Source organism: Lentzea sp. NPDC051838 (genome assembly GCF_040681245.1).
Lineage (GTDB): Bacteria > Actinomycetota > Actinomycetes > Mycobacteriales > Pseudonocardiaceae > Lentzea.
This window is the reverse complement of sequence record NZ_JBFAYI010000001.1, coordinates 1,212,775-1,227,660: the sequence shown is the minus strand read 5'-3', so window position 1 is coordinate 1,227,660 and position 14,886 is coordinate 1,212,775. Positions and strand designations below refer to the sequence as shown.

At 68.3% G+C, this 14,886-nt stretch carries 12 protein-coding genes; 8 read left to right on the top strand and 4 right to left on the bottom strand.

Going from position 1 to position 14,886, the window contains the following annotated elements:
* Position 1: 1 nt before the first annotated feature.
* The 3 genes from AB0M24_RS05615 to AB0M24_RS05605 are packed head-to-tail and all read left to right on the top strand — an operon-like array spanning position 2 to position 2,626.
* A complete protein-coding gene (locus AB0M24_RS05615) occupies positions 2–1,492 on the top strand; it encodes a 4-hydroxyphenylacetate 3-hydroxylase N-terminal domain-containing protein (RefSeq protein ID WP_363761589.1) in 1,491 nt (496 codons plus the stop codon).
* Between the two features lie 10 nt (positions 1,493–1,502).
* On the top strand, positions 1,503–2,273 hold the full coding sequence (ubiG, locus tag AB0M24_RS05610; protein WP_363761397.1) for a bifunctional 2-polyprenyl-6-hydroxyphenol methylase/3-demethylubiquinol 3-O-methyltransferase UbiG: 771 nt from the start codon (positions 1,503–1,505) through the stop codon (positions 2,271–2,273).
* A gap of 11 nt (positions 2,274–2,284) precedes the next feature.
* On the top strand, positions 2,285–2,626 hold the full coding sequence (locus AB0M24_RS05605) for an EthD family reductase (protein WP_363761395.1): 342 nt from the start codon (positions 2,285–2,287) through the stop codon (positions 2,624–2,626).
* On the opposite strand, the gene AB0M24_RS05600 is transcribed toward AB0M24_RS05605, so the two are convergent.
* The 3 genes from AB0M24_RS05600 to AB0M24_RS05590 all read right to left on the bottom strand — a co-directional run bounded on the left by AB0M24_RS05600 (position 2,574) and on the right by AB0M24_RS05590 (position 6,642).
* Positions 2,574–4,955, bottom strand: a complete 2,382-nt coding sequence (locus AB0M24_RS05600) for a LuxR family transcriptional regulator (protein ID WP_363761393.1) — start codon at positions 4,953–4,955, stop codon at positions 2,574–2,576. The genes AB0M24_RS05605 and AB0M24_RS05600 overlap by 53 nt on opposite strands.
* A gap of 148 nt (positions 4,956–5,103) precedes the next feature.
* Entirely contained in the window at positions 5,104–5,532 is a 429-nt protein-coding gene (locus AB0M24_RS05595; RefSeq protein WP_363761587.1) for a GtrA family protein, read from the bottom strand.
* A 201-nt stretch (positions 5,533–5,733) separates the two neighbouring features.
* Positions 5,734–6,642 (bottom strand): AraC family transcriptional regulator, encoded by a 909-nt coding sequence (locus AB0M24_RS05590; protein WP_363761391.1) that lies wholly within the window; start codon positions 6,640–6,642, stop codon positions 5,734–5,736.
* A gap of 70 nt (positions 6,643–6,712) precedes the next feature.
* Between AB0M24_RS05590 and AB0M24_RS05585 the strand changes: the two genes are divergently transcribed.
* From AB0M24_RS05585 to AB0M24_RS05565, 5 genes are all read left to right on the top strand, one after another.
* Entirely contained in the window at positions 6,713–7,369 is a 657-nt protein-coding gene (locus tag AB0M24_RS05585; RefSeq protein WP_363761389.1) for a methyltransferase domain-containing protein, read from the top strand.
* Between the two features lie 123 nt (positions 7,370–7,492).
* A complete protein-coding gene (locus AB0M24_RS05580) occupies positions 7,493–9,472 on the top strand; it encodes a serine/threonine-protein kinase (RefSeq protein WP_363761387.1) in 1,980 nt (659 codons plus the stop codon).
* Between the two features lie 75 nt (positions 9,473–9,547).
* Positions 9,548–11,158: an allantoin permease gene (locus tag AB0M24_RS05575; RefSeq protein WP_363761385.1), complete on the top strand. Its 1,611-nt coding sequence runs from the start codon at positions 9,548–9,550 to the stop codon at positions 11,156–11,158.
* A gap of 18 nt (positions 11,159–11,176) precedes the next feature.
* Positions 11,177–12,874, top strand: coding sequence for a sodium:proton antiporter (locus AB0M24_RS05570; protein WP_363761383.1), 1,698 nt, complete (start codon positions 11,177–11,179; stop codon positions 12,872–12,874).
* Between the two features lie 49 nt (positions 12,875–12,923).
* Positions 12,924–14,120 (top strand): SGNH/GDSL hydrolase family protein, encoded by a 1,197-nt coding sequence (locus AB0M24_RS05565; protein ID WP_363761381.1) that lies wholly within the window; start codon positions 12,924–12,926, stop codon positions 14,118–14,120.
* Here AB0M24_RS05565 and AB0M24_RS05560 read toward each other — a convergent pair.
* Positions 14,117–14,881 (bottom strand): GntR family transcriptional regulator, encoded by a 765-nt coding sequence (locus tag AB0M24_RS05560; protein WP_363761379.1) that lies wholly within the window; start codon positions 14,879–14,881, stop codon positions 14,117–14,119. The two genes, AB0M24_RS05565 and AB0M24_RS05560, sit on opposite strands and share 4 nt — an antisense overlap.
* Positions 14,882–14,886: the final 5 nt, after the last annotated feature.

Sequence of the window (14,886 nt, the reverse complement as noted above, 5' to 3'; positions counted from 1 at the left end):
AATGGCCCAGCACACCAGGCCGCTGACGGGCGACGAGTACCTGGAGAGCCTCAACGACGGCCGCGAGGTCTGGCTGCACGGCGAGAAGGTCAAGGACGTCACGGAACACAGAGCGTTCCGGAACTCGGCGCGCATGGCCGCGAGGCTGTACGACTCGCTGCACGACCCGGACCAGCAGGCGACGCTCACCGCGGCCACCGACACCGGCGGCATCGGGCTCACCCACCCGTTCTTCAGGACACCGCGCAGCACGGAAGACCTGAAAGCGGACCGGGACGCCATCGCCGGGTGGGCGAGGATGACGTACGGGTGGATGGGCCGCAGCCCCGACTACAAGGCGGCGTTCTTCGGCACGCTCGGCGCCAACGCCGACCTGTACGAACCGTTCGGGGACAACGCGAGGCGCTGGTACGCCGAGTCGCAGGAGAAGGTCCTGTACTGGAACCACGCGCTGGTCAACCCGCCCGTCGACCGTGATCGGCAAGAGGTCGAGGACGTGTTCGTGCACGTCGAGCAGGAACGTGACGACGGTCTGATCGTCAGCGGTGCGAAGGTGGTGGCGACCGGCTCGGCCATCACGCACTTCAACCTGGTGGCGCACTACGGGTTGCCGGTGAAGGACAAGAAGTTCGCACTCGTGGCGGCGGTGCCGATGGACGCGCCGGGGCTCAAGCTCATCTGCCGGCAGTCCTACGAGATGGCGGCGACCAGCCCGTTCGACTACCCGCTGTCGAGCAGGTTCGACGAGAACGACACGATCTTCGTGCTGGACCGGGTGAAGATTCCGTGGGAGAACGTCTTCAGCTACGGCGACCCGGAGAAGGTCAACACGCTCATCCCGAACTCCGGGCTGGTGCAGAGGATGACGTTCCACGGCTGCACGCGGCTCGCGGTCAAGCTCGACTTCCTGGCCGGGCTGCTGCTCAAGGGCGTGGAAGCGACCGGCACGAAGGACTTCCGCGGCATCCAGACCCGTGTCGGCGAGGTTCTGGCCTGGCGCAACATGTTCTGGGCGCTCACCGACGCGATGGTGTCCACGCCAGACCCGTGGCACGGCGACGCCTTGCTGCCGAAACGGGACTACGCGATGTCGTACCGGTGGTTCATGACCCTCGGCTACCCGCGGGTCAAGGAGATCATCATGCAGGACCTCGGCAGCTCGCTGATCTACCTGCCGTCGAGCACCAAGGACTTCGCCGAGCCGGAACTGCGGCCGTACCTGGACAGGTACGTGCGCGGCAGCAACGGGATGGACGTCGTCGAGCGGGTCAAGCTGATGAAACTCATCTGGGACTCGATCGGCACCGAGTTCGGAGGCAGGCACGAGCTCTACGAACGCAACTACTCCGGCAACCACGAGGGTGTGCGCGCAGAGCTGCTCTTCGCCTCGCAGCAGTCAGGAACCACGGACGCCCTCAAGGGCTTCGCGGAGCAATGCATGGCCGAGTACGACCTGAACGGCTGGACCGTGCCCGATCTGATCAACCCGTGAGAGGTGTGCAATGGCAGTCGACAACGAGCTGTACAACGAGCCGGGCACGTGGTGGGACGACGACCGGCCGATGGCCACGCTGCTCGCCCTGACCGTGGCACGGTTCGACTACTTCGAGGAAGCACTCAAGAAGCACGGAATCAGCCTCGAAGGCAAGCGCGTGCTGGACATCGGCTGCGGCGGCGGGCTGCTCGCGGAGGAGTTCGCCAAGGCAGGAGCCCAGGTCACCGGCATCGACCCTTCGCTGGAGTCGCTGGAAGCCGCCCACCTCCACGCCAAGCAGAGCGGGCTCGACATCGACTACCGGCACGGCATCGCGGAAGAGGTGCCGTTCGGCGACGAGGAGTTCGACCTCGTCTACTGCTGCGACGTGCTGGAACACGTGTCCGATGTGGACAGGTCGGTCAGCGAGGCCGCCAGGGTGCTGAAACGGGACGGCTACTACCTGTTCGACACCATCAACCGCACGGCGAAGTCGAAGATCGTCATGATCAAGCTGTTCCAGGAGTGGTCCGCGTTCAGCTGGGCGCCGCGCGATCTGCACGACTGGGACAAGTTCGTCACGCCGGAGGAGCTGGAGCGCTCACTCACCAGGCACGGACTCAAGAACGAAGAGTTCGTCGGCTTCGTGCCCGGCCGCGGCCCGCTGAAGGTGCTGTCCCTGTTGCGCGCCAGGGCCAAGGGCCGGCTCAGCTACGGCGAGATGGGCCGGCGGATGCGGATCACGATGTCCCGCACCGACATTTCCGGCGGCTACGGCGGCCACGCCCGAAAGAGCTGAAAGGACCCGACATGTACGTCTTCACCTGCCTGTACCACCACCCGGAAGACCCGAAGGCCTTCGACGACCACTTCTTCACCGTGCACGCTCCACTGGCCCGCAAGGTCGTCGAGCTCGGCCTGCGCAGCGCCACCGCCACGAAGCTCGACCCGAACCCCGACGGCACGCCGCCGCCGTTCTACGTCAAGGTCGACATCGCGGCCGACTCCGCGGAAGCGTTGCAGGCCGCGATGAGCACGCAGGAAGGGCAGGCCGCGCAGGCCGACATGGCGAACTTCGCCGGAGCGGGTTTCGTGATGTTCACCGGCGAGGTCGTGGACGAGATCCTGCCGGGATCTCCTCCCGGTAGCTGATGGCCAGCTTGCGGTAGACGCGCGTGAGGTGCTGCTCGACGGTGCTCGTCGTGACGAACAGCTTGCGCGCGATCTCCCGGTTGGTGTGACCGGCGGCGGCCAGCGCGGCGACCCTGCGCTCCGCCCCGGTCAGCCCGGACAGGCTCTCGGAAGCCGGCAGGTCGTCGGGCACGAGCCTGTCGCACAACGGTTCGGCGCCGCACTCGTCGGCGATGAGCCGAGCGCGCCGGGCGGTCATCCGCGCGCGGCCGCGGTGACTGAGGGCCTCGCTCAGGTCGGTCAACGCCTGCGCCAGCCCGTACCTGTCGCCGCAGTCGTCCAGAAGCCCGGCGGCCTCGGTGAGCATCCGCGTGCGTGCGCCGGGTTCACTCGCAGAAGCCAGCACGCGCAACGCATGGCCGCGTGCGCGCCCGGTGGTCAGACGCTCCGACAGCAACCTGCGCGCACGTCCGGTGCGTCCCTGTCGCAGCAACGCTTCGGCGGCTCCCACCCGCCACGGCACCACCCCGGGGTGGTCCTGGCCCCAGGACGCCATCAGATCCCCGCAGGTCACGAAGTCCGCGAGCGCGGCATCGGGCCGGGAAGCAGCGAGGTGGTACTCACCGCACGCGTACAGGTAATGCGGTCCGAACCGGGTCTGGAACGCCACCTCCGGCACCGGCCGCGCGACGTGCTCGGCGGCTTCGTCAAGCCGGCCGGCCCTGGTGCACCCGAGGATCAAGCAGCTCAACGGGCCCACGACGGCCGTGCCCCAGGCGTGCGGCGACAGCAACCGGAACGCGACACCCGCCAGCCGGATGCACGCGCGGAGATCACCTTGGCGCAGCGCGATCTCGGCCCGCACACTCGTGAACATCGCCTGCCACGTCACGTGATCAGCGGCCTGTTCCAGCAGGCGGTCGCACCACGAAGCCGCAGCCGAAAGACGGTCGCTGTAGACCAAGGTGAGCAACGCGAACACCGCCGCCCACGGCAGGTCGCCGGTGAGCCGGACGCCCCGCAGAAACCCCTCGGCACGGTCCGCCGCCGAGGAGTCGTCGCGGTAGAGGAGGCTCGTGAGTGGCGAGTCCGCGGGCCGCCACCGAGCCAACGAGGGATGCGCCGAGGCCAGCCACGACTGAACCTCGGAGTCGTTGTCCTGCAGCAGATCGCGTGCCTCTGCCACTCGCCCGTGCCACAGCAGCTGGCTGACGAGCAAGAGACGAGCTTCACGGTGACCGGTCAACGCCGTCAGGTGCCGCGCGGCCGCCGGCGGGTTCGACCGGAACTCTAGCTGAGCAAGGTCGAAGGAGATCGCCGCCTGCTCGGAAGCATCTACAGTGGACTTCAGGGCGTGCTCCAGGCACCGCAGCGCGAAAGCGGTTCGCTGAGCACGGGAAGCCGCTGTCCTGAGCGCGGCCACCGCCCACGGCTGCCGAAGCGGTGGACCGTCGAGCAGGCGGCAGGCGATGGCTTCGGCGGACTCGCCCTGGTCGTGCAGCAGACGTGCCGCGCGGGTGTGCAGGACCGGTGGGACGTCGTCCAGCACGGTGTCCCGCGTGCCGGGGAGCCGGAACGCGCACCCGTCCAGGAGTCCGCTCGCCGTCAGCACTCGCAACGCCTGAACGACCGCGTGCCTGCCGATGCCGGTCAGCGCGCTGATCGCGATCGGGGTGGCGAACTCGCCGAGCACCGCGATCGCCTGGGCGGTGTGCCGGGCGGTCGGTCCCGCGCGGTGCAGGCAGCGGACCACGGCACGGGGGAGGTCGGCCGCGGCCAGAGCGTCGACCAGCAGGGGATTCCCGCGGCTGAGTGCGTGCAGCCGACGGGCCCGGCTCGTGCCGTGCAGGGCCGCGACGCCGGGCTCGGTGAGCGGCTCCAGGATCACCGGTGCGCATCGCGGCAGCCGGAGCAACTCCGCCCGGAACGTCGACCGCACCTGGGCGCATTCGGTGAACAGGAACAGCACCCGTGCCGACTGCAACCGCCGGACCAGCGACAGCAGGCCGGTCAACGAAGGCTGGTCGGCGAGGTCCACGTCGTCGACACCGATCACCAGCGGCGTTCGTCCTGCCAGTTGCCGCAGTGCGAAGGAGACGGCGAGGAGATCCGCGCCCGGCACGATCTGGCCCAGCACGCCGAACCGCAGCCCGCGCTCGGCCCACGACCCCGCGGCGCTGACGAAATTCGCGCCGACGTGGGCTGCGCGGTCCGCGAGCTCGTGCAGCAACACGGTCTTGCCGCTCCCGAGCGCACCGCTGACCAGCGCGACCCGGCCACGGCCCAGCAGCACGTCGCCGAGCATCCGGTCAAGCTGAGTCAACTGAAATTCCCGGTCAACCAGCCTCATCAGCCGGTCCTCCTGGCCGCGCACCCCGTCGTCGGGTTTACGCGTTTGACAGCGAATGACTGCATCTCAAACTAAAGATACGGCCTGGCGCTGTCACGCCACGGAGTTCATTTGGTACCAATTGCTCAGTAACTGCCGGGTGACGTAACTACTGACCCTTGGTGTCCCGGAAGATGATCCAGCGCATCACGCTGTACATGAACGCGGCCTCGCAGGCACCGGCGACGATGCGCGACAACACGTACTGCAGGCCGATCTCGGTGAGCGCGCTGCCCACGCCCAGGATGAACGCCAGGTAGTTGATCAGGATCGCCACCGCGTACAGGCCCGCCTGGGGGCCGACGGGAGCGTGCGAGCGGAAGTTCAGCGCGCGGTTGAGCACGAAGCTCAGTCCGAACGCGAGGACGTAGGCGATCGAGAACGCGATGGGCACCGGCAGGCCCAAGCCGCTGCGGAACAGCATGAGCAGCAGCAGGTCGATGCCGAACGTGAACCCGTTGATGATCGCGAAGCCCAGGAAGCTCGGCGCGACGACGCGCGACAGGCCGAACGGCAGCCACCTCACGACAACTTCCATCAGCGCGTGGAACCGCTGTCCGAAGTCTTTTTTGTGGTCGCTCAAGGTGGAGTGCTCCCCGCCGGTCATGGCACGACAGTGCCACGACGGCGAGGGGAGAACCCGACGAATCGCCCACCGCTCGCCAGCCCGTCCACAGGAGTTCAGTCAGCGGGCAGGTGTTGTTCGAGCGATCTTCACCGGAACGGCCGACCGGTAGGATCAGCCGTTCACCCTGCGCCACTGCGTCGGGCTCATCTTGTGCACCTTGCCGAACGTCCGGGCGAAGTACCCGGCATCCGGGAACCCCACCTGCCGTCCGATGTCACTCACCGGCAGCTCCGTGACCGCCAGCAGCCGCCGAGCCTGGACCATCCGGCGTTCGGTGATCCACTCCTGCACCGTCCTGCCCGTGCGCCTGCGCACGGTCGACGTGAGGTGGCCGGGGGAGATGCTGACGGCGGCCGCGACCTCCCGCAACGACAACGGTTCGGGGTAGCGGTGCTCGATCACCTCGAACACCTCGGCGAGCAGCGGTTCGGCGTTCTCGCGCAGATCGCCCACGACGTCCGCGGCCAGTCGTGACACGCCGACCAGCAGCAGGACGAGATGCGCGGACACGGCCTCCCGGTAGCCCTCGCGGCGGTGCGCCAGCTCGTCGCTCAACGCCTCGATGCGGGCGGTCCACTCGTCGCGCTGTTCCGCAGGCACCTTGAGCCGCAACGCACTCGTGGCACCGCCGTGGACGAACGGGAACAGCAGCGGGTGGGTCCGCCAGGCCAGGTGCGCGCCAGGAGTCTCCGGGCCGAGCGCGTCGGCCGTGAAGAACACACCCCAGCCCTGTGCGCCCGCGAGGTCGTCGCAATGGGCTTGGCCCATCACGTCGCCAGGAGCGATCACGAACAGGTCGCCCGCCTCGACGTGCCGGACGTGCTTGCCGGTCCGCACGACGCCTCCGTCGGCCCAGAAGTAGGCGAGGCCGGGAAAGTCGTGCGAGTGCGCCTCGTAGGAGCCGTCGGCGACCGGGTCGTGCCCGAGGCGCATGGCCGCGACGGACAGCTCGCCGGGCACGGGTTGCCACGTGTAGGTGGCGGGCTCGTCGGCGTTCGGCGCCGTTCGTCGGGTCCTCACCGTCAAATCATCCCACTCAAACCACGGATTGGCACAGAAACCTTGCTGGAGGCCGCGCGAGAATGGGCTCATGACCGAAATATCGTCCCAGGAGCGGGACTACCTGCCCGGCATGGGCAAGCACTGGCTGTTGCCGTTCTACGACCTGCTGCACCGGGTGTCGGGTCTCGCCCGCGTGCACGACGAGATGGTCACGCTGGCCGGGTTGCGGGACGGTCAGCGCGTGCTGGACGTCGGTTGTGGTACCGGGAACCTCTTGCGGGCTACGGGAAAGCGACACCGGAACGTCGAGCTGACAGGCATGGATCCGGACCTGAAGATGCTGGCGCGGGCCGAGGGCAAGATCCGGCGAGCGGGGTTGAAGGCACAGCTCGATCGCGGGTTCGCGCAGGAACTGGCGTTCCCGGACGACTCGTTCGACGTGGTGTTCTCGAGCTTGATGCTGCATCACCTGGACTCGGAGTCGAAAGACCAGATGCTCGCGCAGGTGCGGCGGGTGCTGCGGCCGGACGGTGTGCTGGTGCTCGCGGACGCGGTGCTGCACGACCACTCCCACCTGGGCCACCGGAAGGGTGCCAGCGGCAAGATGCAGGAACAGCTCCACGACAACGTGGGCGACGCGGTGGCGAAGCGGATCGCCGCGGCCGGGTTCACAGTTGAACCGACGCGCTTGCGCACACTCCGGATGTTCGGTGAGGTCGGCATCGAGGTCGCGCGAGTCCACTAGGGACAGGTCTATTCCAGACCGATTGAACGCGCACAATGTTGCTTGCCTGCCAACAGTTCCGGTAATTCCCGAACTTGAGGGATATCCGCGAATGGGAGCGCGGCCTCATCTACAGTGCCCGCCGTGACAGATGTTTCGGGAAGTCTGGTGGCGCAGCGCTACCGGCTCGTTCAGGTGATCGGTACCGGCGGCATGGGCCGGGTGTGGCTCGGCCGTGACGAGGTCATCGGCCGTGAGGTGGCCATCAAGGAGCTGCTGCTGCCGGCCGGTCTGGACGAGCAGCAGCGCGCGTTGCTGTGCCAGCGCGCGATGCGTGAGGCGCAGCTCGCCGGTCAGCTGAACCACCCCGGCATCGTCACGGTGCACGACGTCGTCGAGTACAACGGCACGCCGATGATCGTGATGGAGTTCGTGCGCGGCGGCTCGCTCGCCGACGCGATCAAGGCCCGTGGCGCGCTGCCCGCCGACCAGGTCTCCTACATCGCGAACGCGATGCTCGGCGCGTTGCGGGCGGCGCACCAGGCCGGGATCGTGCACCGCGATCTCAAGCCCGCCAACGTGTTGCTGTCCGGCGACCGCGTGGTGATTACGGACTTCGGCATCGCGCGGCTCACCGGCGACGTGCCGCTCACGACCGACGGCTCGATCGTCGGCACGCCCGCCTACATGGCGCCCGAGCAGGGCACCGGCGCGCCGATCACGCCCGCGACGGACATGTGGTCGCTTGGCGCGACCCTGTACGCCGCTGTGGAGGGCCGGCCGCCGTACCAGGGCACGGACTTCATGACGACGCTGTCGATGCTGCTGACCCAGGAGCCGCCGCCGCCGGTACGGGCCGGGCAGCTGTCGTCGTTGCTGGGCGGGTTGCTGCGCAAGAACCCGGCCGAGCGCGCGTCGGTCGACCAGGCGCAGGCCCTGCTCGCGGGCGCGCCTGTGTTGCTGCCCGTCGCGGCGTCGAAAACCGGGCCGAACAGACGCACGGTGCTGCTGGCCGGAGTCGGTGCGGTCGCACTGCTCGGCGGCGGCACCGCGTGGTGGCTGAGCCAGAAGGACGGCAAGGGCGACGGGGCCGCGCTCCCGACCACCGACGACAAGAAGGTGTCCAACAAGGAGGGCGGGTCCGAGCAGACGCAGACCTCCGCGGTCGAGAAGCCGGGAGAGGTGCAGCAGCTCACCGAGCACGTCCAGCTGGCCGGGTCCAAGGACGCCGTCGTGTCGATCGCGTGGAGCCCGGACGGCAAGCTGCTCGCCAGCTGCGACAGCGGTCTCGGCGACGACGGTGCCGTGGCCACGATCTGGGACACCGCGACCGGCAAGGCCGTCGGCACGGTCCAGAACCCGGACGGCCCCGGTGGAGCGTCGGCGGACGCGGTGGCGATCAGCCCCGACGGCAAGATCCTCGCGGTGGGCGGCAACCGCACCGGCGACGCGACCACATACCTGTGGAACCTCGCGGACCGCACGCAGATCGGCCCGCTGGACCAGAGCAGGTCCATCATGAAGTCGCTGGCGTTCCACCCGGACGGCAAGACCATCGCCGGGCTGACCCACACCGGCGCCATCAAGGTGTGGGACGTGGCGACGCGCGGCGTGAAGATCGGCCTGCCCGACGCGGACGGCGGCCACGACCTGACCTTCAGCCCGGACGGCAAGCTCCTCGCCAACGGCGGCACCAAGTACCAGGAGATCCGCCTGTCCGACCCGGCGACCGGCAAGACCGTCAGCACCATCAACGACTCGACCGGCAGCGGAGTGTCGTTCTCGCCGGACGGCAAGACCCTCGCGGTGATCGACGCCGACGGCACGAACTCCATGCAGCTGTGGGACGTAGCTTCCGTGAAGAGCAAGGCCGTCTTCGACCGTGCTGATGACGACGTGCACCTCACCCTGACGCACGCGCTCTTCCACCCGGACGGCAAGACGATCGCCGCGTGGGGCCAGGGCAACTTCATCCAGCTGTGGGACGTGGAGACGAAGCGGATCCGGGCGACCGTGATCGGTGCCGGCGGGAGGATCGAGGCGGTGGCGTTCGACGCCAAGGGCGAGCGGATCGCGGCCGGGTGCGGCGACAAGACGATCCGGATCTGGAAGCTCAAGCCCTAGACCGTGACACTACGTCACACCGCCGTCACCGGAACGATGATCGCCTGAAACGCGGGCTTCTTAGCGTCCCGGTTCATGACAGTTGACGACGAGGTGCGGGCGCTCCCCGAGGTCAAGACAGCCTCCAAGGAGACGCTGGAGGACTACACGCTGCGGTTCGCGCCGCGCACGTACCGGCGCTGGACGCCCGCGGTGGTCGGGGCGTCGGCGCTGGGCGGGATCGCCTACATGGCGGACTTCTCGATCGGCGCCGGCATCGGGCTCACGCACGGGACCGGGAACGCGTTGCTGGCGATCCTGTTCGCGGCCGTCGTCATCTTCGTGACCGGGTTTCCGCTGGCCTACTACGCGGCCCGGTACAACATCGACCTCGACCTGATCACCCGCGGATCCGGGTTCGGGTACTACGGGTCGGTCATCACCAGCGTCATCTTCGCCAGCTTCACGTTCATCTTCTTCGCGCTCGAAGGCTCGATAATGGCGCAGGGCCTGCGGTACGCGCTGGGGCTGCCGTTGTGGCTGGGCTACCTGACGTCGACGCTGGTGATCATTCCGCTGGTGATCTACGGGATGAAGGTGCTGGCGAAGCTGCAGAGCTGGACGAACCCGCTGTGGCTGCTGCTGATGGTCGCGCCGCTGGTCGTCCTGATCGCGCAGCAGCCGGACTCGGTGCGCAAGTTCCTCGCGTACGGCGACAACGGGGTGAGCACGGCTGCCGTGATGCTGGGCGCCGGGGTGTGCCTGTCGTTGATGGGGCAGATCGGCGAGCAGATCGACTACCTGCGGTTCATGCCGCCGCGCACCGCCGAGAACAAGCGCGCCTGGTGGACCGCGACGATCCTGGCCGGACCCGGCTGGGTCGTGTTCGGGGCGTTGAAGCAGGCGATCGGCGTGTTCATGGCCGTGTACGTGCTGGACGCGGTCGGGAAGGTGGCCGCCGTGGAACCGATCGAGCAGTTCACCGGGGTGTTCAAGCAGTTCATGCCGGCGTGGCTGGTGGTGCCGCTGGCGCTGGTGCTCGTGGTGCTGAGCCAGGTGAAGATCAACGTCACCAACGCCTACTCGGGGTCGCTGGCCTGGACGAACTCGTTCACGCGCGTCACCAAGCGGTATCCCGGACGGCTGGTGTTCGTGCTGGTCAACCTCGCGATCGCGCTGGTGCTGATGGAAGCGAACATGTTCAGCTTCCTCAACAACCTGCTGAGCTTCTACTCCAACTGCGCGATGGCGTGGGTCGTCACGGTGGCCGCGGACATCGCGATCAACAAGTACGTGCTGAAGCTGTCGCCGAAGCAGCCCGAGTTCCGGCGCGGCATGCTCTACGCGGTCAACCCCGTCGGTGTCGGGTCGTTCCTGGCGTCGTCGATCCTGTCCATCTCCGTCTACTTCGGACTCTTCGGTGCCGCGATCCAGCCGTACTCGCCGCTGGTCGCCGTGGGCATCCCGATCGTGCTGACGCCGTTGCTGGCCATCGTCACCAAGGGCCGCTTCTACTTGCGGCGCACGGACGACGGCATCGCCGAGCCGTTGCTGGACGAGGACGGCAATCCCAGCGGGACGCTCTACGAGTGCGTGGTGTGCGGGGAGTCGTACGAGCGGCCGGACATGACAGCGAGTGCTGTGGAGGGCACGATCTGTTCACTGTGCCTGAGCACCGACCGGGCGGGTCTGCACGTGCTGCGGTGATCAGGCAAGATCCGCTTCATGCAGGAACTGGCGCTGCTCGCCGTCGCCGGCGTGCTCATCATCGTCGCGGTGTCGTACTTCGCCCCGAAGCTGGGGGTGGCGGCGCCGGTGTTGCTGGTGCTCGTCGGCATGGGGTGCAGCCAGCTGCCCGGCGCGCCGCACGTGTTCGTCGAGCCGACGGTGATCCTCACGGTCGTGCTGCCGCCGATCCTCTACTCGGCGGCGGTGAACGTGCCGGTCGTGGACTTCCGGCGCAACTTCGCGACCATCGGCTCGCTGTCGGTGGTGCTGGTCGTGGTGTCGGCGTTCGGGACGGGGCTGCTGCTCTGGTGGCTGCTGCCGGACATCGGGTTCGCCGCCGCGCTCGCACTGGGCGCGGTGATCAGCCCGCCGGACGCGGTCGCCGCCACGTCCATCGGCAAGAAGCTCGGGCTGCCGCCGCGGCTCGTGACCATCCTCGAGGGTGAAGGGCTGGTCAACGACGCGACGGCGCTCGTGTTGCTGCGGACGGCGACGCTCGCGATCACGGCCAGCGTGACGTTCGGCGACGCGCTCGGCGACTTCGCGTACGCCGTGGCGGTGGGCGTGGTGGTCGGGTTCGCGGTCGGTGTCGTGTCGGTGCTGGCGCGCTCGCGGATCCAGGGGCAACCGGTGCTGACCACCGCGATCTCGTACGTGGTGCCGTTCCTCGCGTTCATCCCGGCCGAGGAGCTGCACGCGTCCGGCGTGATCGCCGTCGTGGTCGCGGGCCTGATCACCGGCCACCTGAGCGCGCGCAAGTTCGCCGCGCACGACCGCATCTCCGAACGCACGAACTGGCGCACGATCCAGTTGCTGCTGGAGAACGGCGTCTTCCTGCTGATGGGCTTCGAGCTCACCTCGGTGGTGAGCGACGTGGCCGACGAGGGGCTGGCGCGAACGCTGGTGATCGGCTTGCTGGTCACTTTGGCGCTGATCGTGCTGCGCGGCGTGTTCGTGATCCCGTTGATCGCGGTGCTGCGTCGTCAGCAACGTCGTGCGGACGCGTTCGCCGACAAGATCGAGTCCTTTCTGGACCGTTTCACCGCTCGCGGGCCGCGCCCTGGTGACGAGAAGCGCTACGACCGGGGAGTTCGCGCGCTGCAACGCAAACAGGCCGACGTGGCGTTCTACGCGAACGAGGGCCTGAGCTGGCGGGGCGGCGCGGTGCTGGCGTGGTCGGGGATGCGCGGTGTTGTGACGCTGGCGGCCGCGCAGACGTTGCCCACCGACCTGCCGCACCGCGAGGAGCTGATCCTGATCGCGTTCACGGTCGCGATCCTCACCCTGGTCGTGCAGGGCGGCTCGCTGCCGTTGGTGATCGGCTGGCTCGGCATCCGGGGCGATGATGACGATCACTCCCGGCGTGAGTACGCGCGGCTGGCCGGTGAGCTGATGACGGCGACGCACAGCTTCCTCGGCAACCCGGATCTGTGTCGGGAGAACGGGCAGCGGTTCGACTCCGAGTTGCTCGAACAGACAAGGGAACGAACGCTGGCGATGAGCGAGGGCGTCGAGAAGATGTTCCTCGAGCAAGATCCGGACAGTTCGATGCATCAACGCCGTGAGCTGCAACGAATGATGTCGGAAGCCCAGCAGAACGCGCTGCTGGACGCCCGTTCGAGCGGCACCTACGCCTCGCACACCCTGGAACGAGCCCAAAGTTTCATCGACAACCAGTCGGCGCGGTTCCTCTGATCCGCTAGCGTGACCTTCGCCGCCGCCACGGCCTTCCGGGGGTGGTGGCATGTCGGCGAAAGTCGCTCTGGCGAGCCTGGTGCTCGCACTCGTCGTTGGTGGCTCGTCGGTTCCTGAGGCTTCTGGGCACGCTCCGGAGTGGATCGGGACGTGGCAGGCGGCGCCCGCGAGCGCGCAGGCCGGGACCGACCTCGGCCATCCGAACAAGACGATCCGCAACGTCGTGCACACGTCGATCGGTGGCAAGGCGGCTCGGGTTCGGCTCTCGAACGCGTTCGGCACCGCGCCGGTGTTGATGGGGCACGTGACGGTCGCGCTGTCGACAGGAACTGCTTCTACGGTTCCTGGCACCGTGCGGGCGGTGACGTTCGGTGGGCTGCCCTCGGTGACGATTCCGGTGGGCGCCGAGGTCGTGAGCGATGCCGTTTCGCTGACCGTGCCCGCGGACGCGGATCTCGCCGTGACCGTGTACACGCCTGCCGAGTCCGGGCCCGCGACTTACCACCCACAGGCGTATCGCGAGACCTACTTCGCTGCGGGTGATCATGCCGCGGACGAGACCGGCACGCCGTTCGCCGTTGGCAGCACGTCGTTCCACTACGTCAGCGGGGTCGAGGTCCAGTCCTCGAAGGCACGTGGGGCCGTGGTGGCGTTCGGCGACTCGATCACCGATGGCGCCTGGTCGACGCGGGGCGCGAACCTTCGTTGGCCGGACCAGCTGTTCGACCGGCTGGTGAAGCGCCCGGCGCCGTTGCGGTTCGGGGTGCTGAACGCGGGTATCAGCGCGAATCGGCTGGCGAGTCAGGGAACCAGCGCGACGGCCGGGCAGAACGCGTTGGCGCGGCTGGATCGCGACGCGTTGACCAGGGCTGGTGTGCGGACGATCGTGCTGATGGAAGGGATCAACGACATCCAGAGCACGGTGCCGGCTGCGCAGCTGATCATGGGGCTGCAGCAGGTGGTCTCGCGCGGTCACGCGGCTGGGGTGCGGGTCGTCGTGGGGACGATCGCGCCGTGGAAGGGGTGGCGGACCTACACGCCGGAGCGCGAGGAGATCCGGTTGGAGGTCAACCGGTACATCAGGTCGGCCGGGATCTTCGACGGCGTGGTGGACTTCGACGCCGCTCTGCGCGACCCGGCCGATGCCGGTCAGTTGCGGCCCGCGTTCGACTCGGGGGATCACTTGCATCCCAACGATGCCGGGTACAAGGCTATGGCGGAGGCGGTCGACCTGCGGAGCCTCTAGAACGGGTCCGAGTTGCCCACCCTGGCCTGCACGTCGACCGTGCTGCGCGGTTCGTCGCCCAAAGTCAGCCGGGAGACGATCCGATACCGGTCACCCCGGTAGATCGAGTGCACGTACTCGACCTGCCGCCCCTCGGAGTCCGTCGTGAGGCGCTCGAACAGCAACGCGGGCGCCAGCACGGGCACCGACAGCAGTGCGGCCTCGGACTCGTTGGTCACGGTGGGCTCGATCGACTGGATCGCGTCCCGGACGTGCACGCCGTGTTCGCGCAGCCGTTCGTAGAAGTCGCCGGACTCCATGTCGTGCAACGTCAACGAAGGCGCGACCAGAGCCGGGACGTGCAGGTACTCCAGCGCCATGGGCTCGCCGTCGACCAGTCTCAGCCGCGCGATGTAGTGGATCTCGGCGGCGGGGGAGAGGCGCAGGCGGCGGCCCACTCGGGCGCCGGCCGGGATGCGGGCGTGTTCGAGGACGCGCGACTCCCAGGTGCCGGACGCCTGGGGCAGCGACATGGAACCGGTGCCGGAGACCATCTCCTGCGTGATCTTGGCGCGGGCCACGAAGGTGCCGCGGCCGTGCTGGCGGATCAGGAGGCCGGTGTTGACCAGTTCCTCCACCGCTGAGCGCACGGTGGGGCGCGAGACCGAGAGTTGCTGGCACAGCACGCGTTCGGCGGGGATCGGGGCGCCCGCCGGGTGGGTCTCGATGAGTTCGAGCAGGTAGTCGCGGACCCGCTCCCGCTTCAGGATCGCTTCGGCCATGCCTC